Here is a 14,545-nt window from a genome sequence, read left to right as displayed (position 1 = left end):
CTGAGAAGGTTGCAACAATCGACGCGCTCGCCAAGAATGCGCCAAGCCCGGCCGGCTGTGTCGCCGGTTACCGATGGATTGTCCGCTTAGTGCAAGGAGACACCATGCTTACCCGTCTGAGCAATATCTTTAAAGGTATCCTCTCCCTGTTCATCAAGGACCTGGAGCGCAAGAACCCGGAAGCCCTGCTGGAGCTGGAACAGGAAAACCTGCGCAAACAGATCGCCAACTTCAACCAGGGCCTGGCCGCCCACGCCGGCCTGGCCGAGCGCCTGATGAGCCAGGTGCGCAAGCAGGAGGCCGAGGAGCGCGAACTGCATGCGCGCACCACCGCCCACCTGCGCGCCGGCAACAAGTCGGCCGCCGCGCAGAACGCCCTGCGCCTGCAGAACCTCGGCCGCGAACTGGAGGAAAACCGCCGCCAGCTGGCCCAGGCCGAGGAGACCTACCAGAACCTGACCAAGGCCCGCGAGGTGGCGGTCAACGCCGCGCGCAGCAAGATCGAGACACTCAAGGGCGCGATCAACGACCTGCGCATGAAGACCGCCATGGCCGAGATGAACGAGATGGCCGCCGGCATGGTCAGCAGCATCGGCGGTTCCGGCGACACCCTCAGCCGTCTGCACGAGATGGTCGAGGAAGAACGCACCCAGGCCGCCGGTCGTGCGCGCATGGCCCGCGACTCGATGGACATGAGCGAAGTGAACCTCAAGGAAGCCGAGATGGACGCCCTGGCCGACCAGGCCCTGGCCGACTTCGCCGCCAAGGAAGGCATCAGCCTGCCGGGCCAGGAGGCCACCCCCGAGGCGCCGGCCAGCCGCAGTATGGGCGGTAGCAACCCGCAGTCCGAAAGCCAGTAAGGCGCGCCCATGAGCAGTGAAGGCAAAGCCCCCGCCTGGCTCGACGAGTTGCGCCTGGCCTACGAGAGCGGCGCCCATGGCCAGTTCGTGCTCTACGGCAACGTCGCCGACCGCTTCCCCCTGGACGGTCGCCTGGTCAGCCTGACCCGCTACCTCGAGGCCAGGCTGCTCGGCACCTTCGACCTGGTGTTTCTCTACGACCCCGGTAATGGCCTGAGCCTGCTGCGCGGCGGCGAGCGTTTCGCCCAGTGGCCGGCCGCGGAGCAGGTCAGACCCTGGCCCCATGAGCCGCGCGCGGCGATCGAGCTGATCAGCCGCTACCTGCGCTACCGCGCCAATCTGCAGGCGCTGGGCCGCGGCGACAGCGAACATGTGGCGGTGATCCTGCGTGGCGCCGAGCTGGTGCTGCCGGCCAGCCGTCAGGGCGATTTCGCCAGCGCCAGCCTGGCCAGCCTGGTGCGCGACTGGGCCGCCGAGCCGCCGTTCGCCGACATGGCCTTCGCCAGCCTGCTGCTCGCCGACAACCTCAATGACCTGCATCCACTGGTGGCCAATAACCCGCGCATCGATCGGGTGCAGGTGCCGCTGCCGGACGCCGACAGCCTCGGCCAGTGCCTGGCGCAACTGCGCATCGACCATCCCGCTGCCTTCGCCAGTGAGGACAACGGCACGGTGAAGGCCCTCGCCGGGGTCAGCCTCAGTGCCCTGACCAGCCTGGTCAAACGCCGCGCCCATGAGGGCAAGGTGCTCGGCGCCCAGGACTGGGTCGAAGCCAAGAAGGAACTGGTGGAGACCGACAGCGCCGGCCTGGTGGAATTCATCGAATCCAGGCGCACTCTGGACGACTACCACGCCCAGGAGGCACTGAAAGTCTGGCTGCGCCAGGACATGGCGCTGTGGCAGGCCGCCGACCTGCGCGCGCTGCCCAAGGGCTATATCTTTTGCGGCCCGGTCGGTACCGGCAAGACCTACCTGGTCGAATGCCTGGCCGGCGAGGCCGGGGTGCCGGTGGTCAAGTTGAAGAACTTCCGCGACCGTTGGGTCGGTTCCAGCGAGGGCAACCTGGAGAAGATCTTCCGCCTGATCCGCGGCCTGGGGCGCTGCATCGTGTTTATCGACGAGGCCGACCAGACCCTCGGCAAGCGCGACGGCGGCAGCGGCGACAGCGGCCTGTCCGGGCGCCTCTATTCGATGATCGCTCAGGAAATGGGCGATGCCGACAACCGCGGCAAGGTGATCTGGATTCTCGCCTCGTCGCGCCCAGACCTGATCGAGGTCGACCTCAAGCGCCCGGGCCGGGTCGACGTGAAGATCCCGCTGCTGCCGACCACCACGGTCGAAGAAAGCGCGGCGCTGCTCAGGGCCCTGCTCAAACGCTTCGAGCTCAAGCTGGAGATCAAGGCGCTGGTGAAGTTGCCGCTGCCCCTGTTGCTCACCCCCGGCGCCGCCGAGGCGCTGGCGGTGAAGGTCTACCGCCAGGTGCGCACCGCGCAGATGCAGCCGCTGACGGCGCTCGAGCATTGTCTGCAGGGCTATCAGCCGCCGGTGGCCGAGCAGGTGCTGCGGATGCAGATGAGCATCGCCATCCGCGAAGCCACCGACATGGCCTTCGTCCCTGAGTCCCTGCGCCATCTCGCTCAGGAGAGTCTCAGCCCATGAGTGGCGGGCGCTACCTCTGGGCGGCCTTCAATGCCCGCCCGCTGGGCATGCCGCTGGCGCCGAACTGGTTCGGCCTGGCGGCGTTCGCCTTGCTCGGCGCCTTCGTCAGCCCCGGCTTCTGGGTCCTCGGCGCCGGCCTGGAGCTGGCTTATCTGGCGCTGCTGGCGCGCAGCGCACGCTTTCGCCGTACCGTGGATGCCCGGCAAGTGCCGCCGACCGATCCCGCCAGCCTGCGTTATGAAACTACTCTGGACCTGCTCGATGCCGCACAACGCGCCCGTCAACAGGCAGTCGAGGCGCGTGCCCGCGAGGTGCTGCAGCTGCTCTCGCGCTCGCCCTTGATGGCCTCCCACGCCGACAGTCTGGAGCAACTGGTGTGGCTCAACCTGCGTCTGCTGGTTGCCGGCCAGGCGCTGAACGTGGTGGCGGACACCGCCGCCCGCGACAGCGCCGAGCTGCAGCAGCAGGAAGAGCAGATCGACGCGCGCTTGGCGGGTAGCGAACTGAACGACGAACTGCGCCGCAGCCTGGAACAGCAGAAGCAGGTGATAGACGCGCGCCAGGCCGCCCACGTCGAAGGCCTGCGGCGCAAGGAGCATGTGGATGCCGAGTTGCAGCGCATCGAGCAGCAGATCGCCCTGATCCGCGAGCAGACCCTGCTCGCCACCGACGAAGAGCAGATCGGCGTGGCGCTGAATGCCCTGACCTCCTCGTTCAACGAGGCCAGCCGCTGGCTGAACAGCCAGCGCGACCTGCTCGGCGTACTCGAACTCAACGAACACCAGACCCTGCCGCGTTACGTGTTGCAGGGCCAGGGCGACAAGCCGGTGCAAGGCCAGTCGCTTCGACACTGATGGGCTGCTGCACCCAGGCTTATCCGGGTCACGGATACGGGTAGGGTGGATGACGCTTCACCCATCCACCATCGACGATGGTGGATGAAAAAGGCGTCATCCACCCTACGTTGTCGCAGACCGTAGCCCGGATGAAATCCGGGAAGCGATTTAGGCTATGAACACTTTTGATTGGCGGGCCGCTGGCCCGCATCCGACAGGGAGAGGCGTCATGTATCTATCCGCAACCAGGCAGCGCCAACAGGGCAGTGTTGCCGGCAAGCTGCTGACCATCGTGCTGGTGCTCGGCCTGCTTGGCCTGGGCGCCTGGCTGGTCGGCAAGGACATGCTCAAGGACGGTGGCGACAGCCTGCTCGGCGGCCTGCCCGCCAGCCTCGGGGTAACCGCCGGGCCCGAACCGGTGGAGCCGGTCAGCGGCACGCCGACCCTACAATCGGCGGCGCCCTACGAGATGAAGAACAACATCATCGACGTCGACATGAGCGAGTACGCCGGTTATGGCGGCCTGATCGTCGCCAACGGCGGTCTGGACCCCAATCCGGAGTCGTTCTTTGCCAAGCAGTACGGCTTCCAGCTGCGCCTGAGCAAGGGCGAGAGCGAGGAATGGTCGGCCTTGAACAACGGTCAGATGGCCGCGGTGGCCACCACCGCCGACGTGCTGGCGGTGCTCGGCCGCCAGTTCGAGGTCACGGTGCCGGCGCAGATCGCCTTCTCCCGTGGCGCCGACCAGGTGGTGGTGGACAGCGCCATCGCCAGCGTCAACCAGCTCAAGGGCAAGGTGCTCGGCGCCACCCAGTTCAACGAGAGCGAGTTCTTTATCCGCTACCTGGCCTCCGAAGCCGGGGTGCCGGTCAAGGTGCTGCGCGACCTCGACGGTCGTCCGGGGCCGAACGAGCTGGGCCTGGTGTTCTACGAGGATGCCTTTCTCGCCTGCGATGCCTACGCCGCCGAACTGACCGGCAAGCAGCGCCTCAACGGCTGCGTCGGCTGGTCGCCGCGCACCGATCAGGTGGTCGCCGAATCCGCCGGTGCGGCGAAGATGCTGGTGTCCAACCGCAACCTGCTGGTGGTGGCCGACATACTGGTGGTCAACAAGGGCTTCGCCAGCGCCCACCCGCAGATCGTCAAGGGCCTGGTGCACGGCCTGCTGGAAGGCAACCGGCTGCTGCGCGACGATCCGAAGAGCCATGCCGGCGTGGTCGCCCAGGCCTTCGGCTGGACGCCCGAGGAGACCCTCGACGAGCTGAGCAAGGTGCACCTGAGCAACCTGCCGGAGAACCTGGCGTTCTTCGACGGCAGCATCGATTCGGCCGGTTCCTTCCAGGGCATCTTCCAGTCCTCGGTGCTGGCCTACGGCGCGCTGATCCGCAACCCGGCCGACCCGGCGCGCTTCGCCGACTTGCAACACCTCAAGGCGCTGCAGCAAGACGGCCAGTTCCAGGGCCAGAGCATCGCCATCGCGCCGATCCGCACCAGCGGCAAGGTCGCCCTGGAAGGCGATGCGCTGCTGAGCAAGGACATCCGTTTCTTCTTCGAGCCGAACTCGGCGGAGCTGGACAAGCAGGCCAAGGACAACCAGGACTACCTGGACACCATCAAGCAGTTCCTCCAGGTCAGCCCGGGCTCCATCGTCCTGCTGCGTGGCCATGTAGATAACGCTATGGTCGGCGAGTTCGAGCGCCAGGGTGGCGCCCCCCTGCTGCGGCGCATGGCGCTGAAGGCCATGGAGCTGTCGCGCCAGCGCACCCTGGCGGTCAAGGAGGCGCTGCTGGCGCGCCATCCGGGGATCGCGCAAGACCGTATCGAGCTGGTCGGCCGCGGCTGGGAAGAGCCGATGAGTCAGGACAGCGAGCAGAACCGCCGGGTCGAGGTGCAGTGGTTCACCCTCGAATAGCCCGCTCGCGCCGGCAAATCCGGCCGGGCTCCTGCGTGCAGGCGCTCGGTCGCGGAAGCGAGGTCGGCTAGCGGTGGTTCGCCGCGGCGGTCTGTGCCGCGCGCTGGCGGCAGGCCGCGCCGAAGGCCTGGAAGATCTTCACCGAGTCGGGGTTTTGCGCCGCTTGCCATTCCGGGTGCCACTGCACCGCGAGGGTGAATTGCGCCAGGCCGGGGGCATGGATGGCTTCGATCAGGCCGTCTTCGGCGTAGGCCAGGGCCTCGAGGCCCTCGCCCAGGGTGGCGATGCCCTGGCCGTGCAGCGAGTTGATGCTGATCTCATCCTTCGCCAGCAACTCGGCCAGCCAGCTACCGGGTGCCAGGCGCACGTTGTGGCTTTCGCCGTACTGCACCTCCACCGGGTCGTTGGTGTCTTCGCGGTGGTCGTCGAAGCCGCCGACGGCATAGAGTTTCTGGTGGATGTCGCCACCCAGGGCCACGTTGATTTCCTGCATGCCGCGGCAGATGCCGAAGATCGGCAGGCCACGCGCAATGGCGGCGCGGATCAGCGGCAGGTCGAACAGGTCGCGGTCGCGATCCTGGGCCTTGTCCGGGGTCAGGTTTTCCTGGTTGTAGAGCACCGGGTCGATGTTGCTGCCGGCGCCGGTGAGGTACACGCCGTCGACCATGTCGAGGTACTGCTCGAGGTCGTCGGTGCCGAAGCAGGTCGGTGCCAGCAGCGGTACGCAGCCGGAGAACTCGACGATGGGGGCAATGTATTTGTGGGTCATCACCTGGTAGGCATGGCCTTTGCGTTCCTGGGCGCCCATGGACATGAGGACCACGGGCTTGCGTTTGGCGGGCAGGGTTTTGTTGTTGGACATAGATCACCTTGGGGCAGCGAGAAGCTGCCGTTGCTGTGCAGGAAGGGCCGTTGCGGCGCTACTTCCTGGTTCGGCTAGCCTCTGCCGATAGACCGCTGGGTGGGCGTTTCGATGCATCGAATGCCCGTCTCGCGCAGCGGTACATTGGCAGCGGAAAGCCGTGCCAGTCTGCCAAAGCCGTAAAATATGTCAAACAAATAGCGAGTTATTTGTGGAGAAAATCGACCGAGTGCTCTGTCTATTGCTGAGCAATATCGTTCTATATGGCTGTTTTTAAAAGAATTAAATTTATTTTCAGCTTGCTGGGCAGTCCAGTATTTTTAACGCGCGACGAGTCCGGCCCTCAGCCCAGCACCAGCCTCAGCAGCACCGGCAGGCTGGCGGCCGCCAACAACGTCTGCAGGGTGATGATGCCGGCCATCAGGTGGCTGTCGCCGCCCAGTTGGCGGGTCAGCACATAGGCGGTCGGCGCCGTCGGCAGGGCGAAGAACAGTACCAGCACGCTGCTTTCCATCTCGGGCAATTGCAGGCCGTAGGCCACGGCCCAGGCCAGCAGCGGCATGGCCAGCAGGCGCAGGCCGCTGTTCCAGGCCAGTGCGGGAATCTCGCCGCCGAGTCGTTCGGGCTTGAGCGCGGCGCCGACGCAGAGCAGGCCGAGCGGCAGGCTGGCGGCGGCGAGCAGGCCGAGCAGGCGATCGCTGCCGCCGGGCAGGCCGAGGCCGCTGAGGTTGACCAGGGCGCCGCCGAGGCAGGCGAGGATCAAGGGGTTCTTGAGGATTGGCAACAGCAGGCTGCGCGCGCTGACGCCGCGTTCGGCGGTCAGCGACCAGACCGACAGCACGTTCACCATCGGCACCATCAGGGCCAGCATCAAGGCGGCCAGGGTCAGGCCCTCCTGGCCGAACAGGCTGCCCACCGCGGCCAGGCCCAGGTAGGTGTTGAAGCGCAGGATGCCCTGGCTGAAGGCGCCGAAACGCCCGGACGGCCAGCCGCGCAGGCGCCGCAGCAGGAGCAGCGCCAGCCAGGCGATGCCCAGGCCGAGCAGCACCGCCAGGGCCAGGCGTGGCAGCGCCGGGTTGTCCAGCGGCGCGCTGGCCAGGCTGCTGAACAGCAGGGCGGGGAACAGGATGAAGTAGTTCAGCCGCTCGGCGCCGGGCCAGAAGGCCTCGCTGGGGAAGTCCAGGCGGCGTAGCGCGTAGCCGGCGACGATCAAGGCGAACAATGGCCACAAGGCCAGCAACAAATCGATCACGGCAACCCCTGGCTCGTGGCAGGTGCCTATCTTGGTCAGCGCGCCGCGGCGACGCAAGGCCGATATGCGCTGACCTGCGATGCTTGCCGGGCGATTGCCTTAGCCGGGGCCGTTCCTGTTTACTGGTCGCGGCCGGCCTTTTGTCTTGCACCAGGAGCGCTTATGACCGAGATCCACAGCGGCGGCTGCCAGTGCGGCGCCATGCGTTATCAATTCGCCGCAGCCTTGGCCGATATCGCCCACTGCCATTGCACGGTGTGCCGGCGCAGTAGCGGCGGCATCGTCACCACCTGGCTCACGGTGCCGCTGGCGAGTTTCCGCTGGCTGGCCGGCACCCCCAGCCAGTACGCCTCCTCGGCCAGTTGCACGCGCAGTTTCTGTCCGACTTGCGGCGCCCACCTGTGCCTGTTCACCACGCTCAGTCCGCAGACCCTGGACATCACCGTCGCCACCCTGGATCAGCCGGAGCTGGCGCCGGCGGATCGGCATATCTGGGTGCAGAGCCGTTTGCCCTGGCTACATCTGGATGAGCAGTTGCCTGAAGAGCAGCAGGAACACATCCCGTAGGCCGGACAAGGCTTCGCGCTTTTGTAGCCCGCCATAATTTATCGAGCAGACCTTGGCGCAATTCGGGATGGCGGCGCTTGCGCTCTCCCGTAACCCGAATGCAATCCGGGAGCGGTTTGGCGTCAACATCGTCCCCGGATTGGATCCGGGTTATAGGCGGGCAGCCGTTCCGCAGGAGGTGCGCCCGATCAAGCCTACGGCAGTATCAACCCGCCGCTGGCCTTGTGCAGCGCGCGCAGGTGTTCGCCGAGCTGCACCAGGTTGGCTTCGTTGGCCTCCAGTTCCGCCAGGCGCGTCGGCTCCAGCAGGTTGCGCACATGCTGGTCGAGGTCGTCACTGAGTTGGCGCAATTGCTGCTGGCGCCTGCGGCTCTCGGCTTCCAGGCGTTGCCATTCGGCGCGTTGCGGCAGACCGTAACCGCCTTCCAGGAGTTCCGCCGGGCGGCTGAGAAAACTGCTGCTGGCGAGGATCTGCTCCAGCGCGCCGCTGGCCTTGTCCAGGCTCGGGGCCTGGGCCGCGCGGCCGCCGAGGTAGCGGCGCTTGAGCTCGTCCTGGGCCAGCAGCAGTTGCCGGCGCAACGCCGCCTGCTCAAGCAGCAGCAACGCGGCGCTGGCGCGCAGGTCGGCCTTGGCGAACCAGGGGCGGCGGGCCTCGGCGCTCTGCTCCAGCCAGTACTCGACGCTGTGCTGTTCGATCGGCAGGCGCTGCTGCAGCACCGTGAACATGGCCTGGTAACGGTCGCGGAAGGAGTCGAAGCGATAGCCCAGGCGCAGGGCCTGCTCCGCATCGTCCAGCACCGCCATATCGGCCAGGTCGCGCGCCGTCAGCAACTGCAGCAGGCCGTTGGGCAGGATGCTGTCGAGCGCCTGCAGGCGCGGATGGGCGGTGCCGCTACGCAGCAGTTTGAGGGTTTCCACCGCGCAGTTGTTGGAGATGAAGTAGTAGTCGCCGTCGTAGCTCCAGTGCTGCTCGGCGGCACGGGTGACCAGGCGCTCCAGCTGCTCGCGCTCGAGCTTCAGCGGCACCGAGGCCAGGCTGCGCAGTTCGACCTTGGTGTATTCCTCTATCACCTGGGACAGCGGCAGGACGAACAGCCGCGACGGGTAGACGCCGGTCAGGCCGTCCCAGCTGGACAGCTGCAGATCGCCGACGAAGGCGCGGTAGGACAGCACCAGGTGCTGGTCCAGGTCGAGGCGGCAATCCGGTCCGCGCGGCCGCCCGGGGGCGCAGATCACCAGGCGCAGCATGCTGTGGCCCCAGCGGCTGGCCCATTGCTGGTTGGCCTCGGCGAGCAGGTAGTCGATCTGGTAGACCCTTTCGGGGTTGAGCGTGCCCAGCGGCTGGCGGGCGAAATCGCGGCCGGCATTGAGATAGGGGTAGTCCTCGGTGCAGGGCTGCCGCCGCGGTGGCGTCCAGCCGGCGAAATGTGCGCTGAAGTGGCGCGCCAGCGAGGGTCGGCGACAGGCGTAGGCGGGGTCGAGGAGGAAGTACTCCATGTTCACCGCGACGAATTCGCGCGGGTTGCTCAGCTCGTAGACATCCGGACTGCGTTCCACTTGGGCGTTGGCTTGCTCGCGCGCGCCGCGTCGGCCGACCCGTTGCGGCCATCCGGCCAGGTCGAGCAGGCGCGGATTGTCGCTGAGGGTAAAGCGCCGTTCGCTCTGGCCGCGGCAGCTGTCGGGCAAGCCGACCGGGCCGAGGCTGGCAAGGCGCTGTCGACAGCGCTGCAGCAGGCGCCGCTCATCCTTTGGCCAGAGTTGCGCGCGATCGTAGAGGTGGGTCAACTCGTGCAGCAGGGTGGCCAGCAGCTCGCGGCGCACGTTGCCGTGCGGGCGCTGGGTCGGCGTGGTGGCGGCGCTGCCGGTGCTGAGTGAAGACAGCAGCTGGCTGTTCAGTTCTATGCCGCTGAAGCGTCCGGCGCGCCCATAGACCTCGGCCGGCATGGGCCGCCAGCGCACCTTGATCTTCCGGTCCAGGCGCTGCTTGAAGCGTGCTGGCAGGGCAGCGAGCGCCTCGCTCAACAGCGCCTGGCTGGCCAGTCGTTCGCTGTGGCTGAGGGCGTCGCCATCGAGCGCCAGGCTCAACTCGGCATGGCCGCCGCTGCTGGCCAGCAGGGCAAGCACCAGCAGCCAGACACGGAGGGGGTTCACCTGGCGAGAATGGCTTCGGCCAGCACCTGATCGGAGGCGTGCTGCACTGCTGGCACGCGGCGGCGAATGCTGTCGAGCGCGGCTTGCAGCTGCACGCCACGGATCGCGCCCTGGCTGGCGACGAAACTGGCAGCGTCGTTACGGGCGGCCAACACGATCTTGTCGTCACGCAGCGAAGAGCTGGCATCGGAAGTGGCGTCCGATGTGCCCATTACTGCGCCGCCCAGGGTATCGGTGGTGGCGACGAAACTGGACGCCGTGGCGCTGCTGGCCAGCACCAACAAAGCGGAAAAACCGAGTGCACGCAAGGCGATCATCCCGAGACTCCTGAGCCATCTTTCAAGGGCGTGGCAATCGGCCAGGCCACACTACTGCAGCCTAGCTCAGGGGTCAGTCGATGCACCATGCTGGCTTAACGCCAGAACGGTTTTTCCAGCTCTGCCAGGCGTTCCCCTGGACTGATGCCGGCGTCGGCCAGCAGGCGTGGGTCCAGGCTGGCCAGCTGGCGGCGGGTGCGGGCATTCAGCTGCCAGCGCTTGAGGGTGCTGCGCAGGCGGGCGAGCGGGTCGCTGCGTGGCCGGTCGAGTGGTACTGGAATGTCGCCGAGAATGCGCTCCATGACAATGATCCTTCCCGTACAGGGCGGGCGTGGCGGTATGGGTATCCATGGTCGCGCGCCACTGGCTCGCCTGGCAGCCACAGCCAGGCAAAAGTGTACTGGGTCAGTTTATGTTTTTATAAAACTGTTCTGCTTGTAAGCCAGGCAAGCTGTGCCGCTCGCTCCGGTGCAGAACGACAAAGCCCGCCGACGCTGGGCGTGGGCGGGCTTGTCAGTGCGTGCTGAGCGGCATGCGCCGCCAGGCTTAACGCCAGAACGGCTTGCTCAACTCGGCGTGGCGCTGGGCCTCGCTGATGCCGGCATCGGCCAGCAGACGGGCATCCAGGCGCGCCAGTTGGCGGCGGCTGACGATGCGGCGCTGCCAGGTGAGCAGGGCGGCAGCCATGCGCAGCGGCAGGCCGCTGGTGGCGCTGGAGGAGTTGGTTTGAAAAAGCATATCGGAACTGAAGGTACGTTCCATGGTGTCATCCTTCCGCTTGTGGCGGGTCTAGAGAGTGTTTTGCCTGGTGCCCATGTTCCGCTTCTTGCAACCGCTGCAATAGTCACAGCTGGATTAAATTGTTGAGCTATTAGATAGTGTGCTTAGTAACTGTTCTATTGTTTTCTTCGGTAACTGTATCGGTAGTAAGTTAATTACCGCGTTATGGCGATAAAGGCAGCTATATTTCTCGGTATATAGTAGAAAAACAGTGATTAACTATAGGTACAGTTTGAAATTGATTGGCGAGTGTCGTTGATCTGCAGTTCAGCTTTTTATCGAATTCCGCTGCTGGCCTGCGGCGATCTGTATGGGTAATGCGGCCCGGCCGCGAAGCCGCCGGGCGAGAAGGCGGCGTTCCTGCGCGCAGAAAAAACCCGGCACGCAATGGCCGGGTTTTGTCATGCGCAGCGGCGGTCAGTCGACGGCTTTGACCATGTCCTCGATGACCTTCTTGGCGTCGCCGAAGACCATCATGGTCTTGTCCAGGTAGAACAGTTCGTTGTCCAGGCCGGCGTAGCCGCTGGCCATCGAGCGCTTGTTGACGATCACGGTCTTGGCCTTGTAGGCCTCGAGGATCGGCATGCCGGCGATCGGCGACTTCGGATCGTTCTTCGCCGACGGGTTGACCACGTCGTTGGCGCCGAGCACCAGCACCACGTCGGCCTGGCCGAACTCGGAGTTGATGTCCTCCATCTCGAACACCATGTCGTAGGGCACCTCGGCCTCGGCCAGCAGCACGTTCATGTGCCCGGGCATGCGGCCGGCCACCGGATGGATGCCGAATTTCACGTTAACCCCGTGGTGGGTCAGCTTCTCGGTCAGCTCCATCAGTGCGTGCTGGGCGCGGGCCACGGCCAGGCCGTAGCCGGGCACGATGATCACGGTGTCGGCGTTGCTCAGGAGGAAGGCGGCGTCGTCGGCCGAGCCGGATTTCACCGGGCGCGCCTCCTGGCTGCCGGCGGCCGGGCCGGCATCCGTGGCACCGCCGAAGCCGCCGAGGATGACGTTGAAGAACGAGCGGTTCATCGCCTTGCACATGATGTAGGAGAGGATCGCGCCGCTGGAGCCGACCAAGGAACCGGCGATGATCAGCATCGAGTTGTTCAGCGAGAAGCCGATCCCGGCCGCCGCCCAGCCCGAATAGCTGTTGAGCATCGACACCACCACCGGCATGTCGGCGCCGCCGATCGGGATGATGATCAACACGCCGATGACGAAGGCCAGGGCCACCAGCAGGGCGAAGGCGCCGAGGTTGCCGGTGAAGGTGTAGACCAGGCCGAGGCCGAGAATCGCCAGGCCAAGTGCCAGGTTGATCTTGTGCTGGCCCTTGAACTGCACCGGCGCGCTCTTGAACAGGCGGAACTGGTACTTGCCCGAGAGTTTGCCGAAGGCGATCACCGAACCGGAGAAGGTGATCGCGCCGATGGCGGCGCCGAGGAACAGCTCCAGCCGATTACCGGCCGGGATCGCATCGCCCAGGGCGGCAACGATGCCCAGCGACTGCGGTTCGACCACTGCGGCGATGGCGATGAATACCGCGGCCAGGCCGATCATGCTGTGCATGAAGGCGACCAGTTCGGGCATCTTGGTCATTTCCACGCGCTTGGCCATCAGGGTGCCGACCGAGCCGCCGGCCAGCAGGCCGACGATGACGAAACCGAGGCCCTGGGTGGCGCCGCCCGCTGCGCTGACTTGCGCGCCGAGCTTGTATACCAGGCCGACCGTTGTGACGATGGCCAGGCCCATGCCGAGCATGCCGAACAGGTTGCCGCGGCGCGAGCTGGTCGGGTGCGAAAGGCCCTTGAGGGCCTGGATGAAGCAGACCGAGGCGACCAGGTAGAGAACGGTGATCAGGTTCATGCTCATGGTCATCAGTGCTTCTCCGCCAGCGCGCCGGTGGCTATCGTCTTGGGCGCTTTTTTCTTGAACATTTCCAGCATGCGCCGGGTTACCAGGAAGCCGCCGAACACGTTGACCGCGGCCAGGGCCACGGCCAGGGTGCCCATGGTCTTGCCCAACGGGGTCACGGTCAGGGCAGCGGCGAGCATGGCACCGACGATGATGATCGCGGAAATCGCGTTGGTCACCGACATCAGCGGGGTGTGCAGGGCCGGGGTGACGTTCCAGACCACGTGGTAGCCGATATAGATGGCCAGCACGAAGATGATCAGGTTGTAGATGCCATCGGAAATCAGATCCATGTTTCTACTCCTTTAACCGTTGTTACGGACGACTTGGCCATCGCGGCACATCAGGCACGCGGCAACGATGTCGTCTTCGAGGTTGAGGTGGAACTGGCCGTCCTTGTCGATGACCAGCTTGAGGAAGTCCAGCAGGTTGCGCGCATACAGGGCCGAGGCGTCGGCGGGGACCATGGCGGCCAGGTTGCTGTAACCGACCAGAGTCACGCCGTGCTTGATCACCACCTGCTCGGCCACGGTCAGCGGGCAGTTGCCGCCCTGTGCCGCGGCCAGGTCGATGACCACCGAGCCCGGCTTCATCTCGGCGACCGTGCTCTCGTGGAGCAGGGTCGGCGCCTTGCGCCCCGGAATCAGCGCGGTGGTGATGACGATATCGGCCTGCTTGGCGCGCTCGTGCACCGCCTTGGCCTGGCGCTCCATCCACGAGGCCGGCATCGGTCGGGCGTAGCCGCCGACGCCCTCGGCGCATTCGCGTTCCTCCTCGGTCTCGCAGGGCACGTCGACGAACTTGGCGCCGAGCGACTCGATCTGCTCCTTGACCGCCGGACGCACGTCCGAGGCTTCGATGACCGCACCCAGGCGCCTGGCCGTGGCAATCGCCTGCAGGCCGGCGACACCGGCGCCGAGAATCAGCACACGGGCGGCCTTCACCGTACCGGCGGCGGTCATCAGCATGGGCATGAAGCGCGGGTAATGGTTGGCGGCCAGCAGCACGGCCTTGTAGCCGGCGATGTTGGCCTGCGACGAGAGCACGTCGAGGCTCTGCGCGCGCGAGGTGCGCGGCGCGGCTTCGAGGGCGAAGGCGGTGATGCCGCGGGCGTTCATCCGCGCGATGGTCTCGCTGCTGAAGGGGTTGAGCATGCCGACCAGCACCGCGCCGGTCTGCATGTGGGCCAGTTCGGCGTCGCTCGGGGCCAGCACTTTCAGCACCAGGTCGGCACCGAATGCCGCGGCATCGCTGCCGATGGTCGCGCCGACTGCGGCGAAGGCATGGTCGGGAATGCTGGCGCTGACGCCAGCTCCGCTCTGCACCGTGACCTGATGGCCTTGGCCGATCAGCTTCTTGATGGTTTCTGGCGTGGCGGCTACCCGCGTCTCGCCGGCATGGGTTTCGAGAGGAACACCGATGTGCACGTCAAATCTCCT

The 14,545-nt window shown here is 66.1% G+C and carries 14 protein-coding genes; 5 read left to right on the top strand and 9 right to left on the bottom strand.

The window, feature by feature from the left end:
* Positions 1-104 precede the first annotated feature (104 nt).
* The 4 genes from ABZE94_RS02650 (at position 105) to ABZE94_RS02635 (ending at position 5,267) form a co-directional block, all read left to right on the top strand.
* A complete protein-coding gene (locus ABZE94_RS02650) occupies positions 105-860 on the top strand; it encodes a PspA/IM30 family protein (protein ID WP_372873981.1) in 756 nt (251 codons plus the stop codon).
* A 9-nt stretch (positions 861-869) separates the two neighbouring features.
* A complete protein-coding gene (locus ABZE94_RS02645) occupies positions 870-2,519 on the top strand; it encodes an AAA family ATPase (protein ID WP_372873980.1) in 1,650 nt (549 codons plus the stop codon).
* Positions 2,516-3,373 carry a hypothetical protein gene (locus ABZE94_RS02640; protein ID WP_372873979.1) on the top strand — a complete coding sequence of 286 codons (858 nt, stop codon included), beginning with the start codon at positions 2,516-2,518 and terminating at the stop codon, positions 3,371-3,373. Before ABZE94_RS02645 ends, ABZE94_RS02640 begins: the two co-directional genes overlap by 4 nt.
* Before the next feature lie 211 nt (positions 3,374-3,584).
* Positions 3,585-5,267, top strand: a complete 1,683-nt coding sequence (locus ABZE94_RS02635) for a phosphate ABC transporter substrate-binding/OmpA family protein (protein WP_372873978.1) — start codon at positions 3,585-3,587, stop codon at positions 5,265-5,267.
* Positions 5,268-5,334: 67 nt separating this feature from the next.
* Here ABZE94_RS02635 and ABZE94_RS02630 read toward each other — a convergent pair whose 3' ends face one another.
* The gene (locus tag ABZE94_RS02630; RefSeq protein ID WP_372873977.1) at positions 5,335-6,129 is read right to left on the bottom strand and encodes a gamma-glutamyl-gamma-aminobutyrate hydrolase family protein; all 795 of its coding nucleotides are present in this window, start codon (positions 6,127-6,129) and stop codon (positions 5,335-5,337) included.
* 343 nt (positions 6,130-6,472) lie between these two features.
* A complete protein-coding gene (locus ABZE94_RS02625; protein WP_372874011.1) occupies positions 6,473-7,411 on the bottom strand; it encodes an AEC family transporter in 939 nt (312 codons plus the stop codon).
* A gap of 132 nt (positions 7,412-7,543) precedes the next feature.
* On the opposite strand from ABZE94_RS02625, the gene ABZE94_RS02620 reads away from it, so the two are divergent.
* Positions 7,544-7,948 (top strand): GFA family protein, encoded by a 405-nt coding sequence (locus ABZE94_RS02620; RefSeq protein WP_372873976.1) that lies wholly within the window; start codon positions 7,544-7,546, stop codon positions 7,946-7,948.
* 194 nt (positions 7,949-8,142) lie between these two features.
* On the opposite strand, the gene ABZE94_RS02615 is transcribed toward ABZE94_RS02620, so the two are convergent.
* From ABZE94_RS02615 to ABZE94_RS02585, 7 genes are all read right to left on the bottom strand, one after another.
* Positions 8,143-10,098 (bottom strand): DUF4105 domain-containing protein, encoded by a 1,956-nt coding sequence (locus ABZE94_RS02615; protein ID WP_372873975.1) that lies wholly within the window; start codon positions 10,096-10,098, stop codon positions 8,143-8,145.
* Positions 10,095-10,415: a DUF2388 domain-containing protein gene (locus tag ABZE94_RS02610; protein WP_372873974.1), complete on the bottom strand. Its 321-nt coding sequence runs from the start codon at positions 10,413-10,415 to the stop codon at positions 10,095-10,097. The genes ABZE94_RS02615 and ABZE94_RS02610 overlap by 4 nt, the downstream gene beginning before the upstream one ends.
* 95 nt (positions 10,416-10,510) lie before the next feature.
* The gene (locus ABZE94_RS02605) at positions 10,511-10,717 is read right to left on the bottom strand and encodes a DUF1127 domain-containing protein (RefSeq protein WP_372873973.1); all 207 of its coding nucleotides are present in this window, start codon (positions 10,715-10,717) and stop codon (positions 10,511-10,513) included.
* Between the two features lie 244 nt (positions 10,718-10,961).
* Positions 10,962-11,177 carry a DUF1127 domain-containing protein gene (locus tag ABZE94_RS02600; RefSeq protein WP_372873972.1) on the bottom strand — a complete coding sequence of 72 codons (216 nt, stop codon included), beginning with the start codon at positions 11,175-11,177 and terminating at the stop codon, positions 10,962-10,964.
* A gap of 435 nt (positions 11,178-11,612) precedes the next feature.
* A complete protein-coding gene (locus ABZE94_RS02595) occupies positions 11,613-13,064 on the bottom strand; it encodes an NAD(P)(+) transhydrogenase (Re/Si-specific) subunit beta (protein ID WP_372874010.1) in 1,452 nt (483 codons plus the stop codon).
* Between the two features lie 5 nt (positions 13,065-13,069).
* Positions 13,070-13,399, bottom strand: a complete 330-nt coding sequence (locus ABZE94_RS02590) for an NAD(P) transhydrogenase subunit alpha (protein ID WP_372873971.1) — start codon at positions 13,397-13,399, stop codon at positions 13,070-13,072.
* Between the two features lie 12 nt (positions 13,400-13,411).
* The gene (locus ABZE94_RS02585; RefSeq protein ID WP_372874009.1) at positions 13,412-14,533 is read right to left on the bottom strand and encodes a Re/Si-specific NAD(P)(+) transhydrogenase subunit alpha; all 1,122 of its coding nucleotides are present in this window, start codon (positions 14,531-14,533) and stop codon (positions 13,412-13,414) included.
* Between the last annotated feature and the right edge of the window lie 12 nt (positions 14,534-14,545).

The sequence above is a fragment of the Pseudomonas sp. genome, from assembly GCF_041601375.1.
GTDB lineage: Bacteria > Pseudomonadota > Gammaproteobacteria > Pseudomonadales > Pseudomonadaceae > Aquipseudomonas.
The sequence above is the reverse complement of the archived record's forward strand: the minus strand, read 5'-3'. Positions and strand labels throughout refer to the sequence as shown.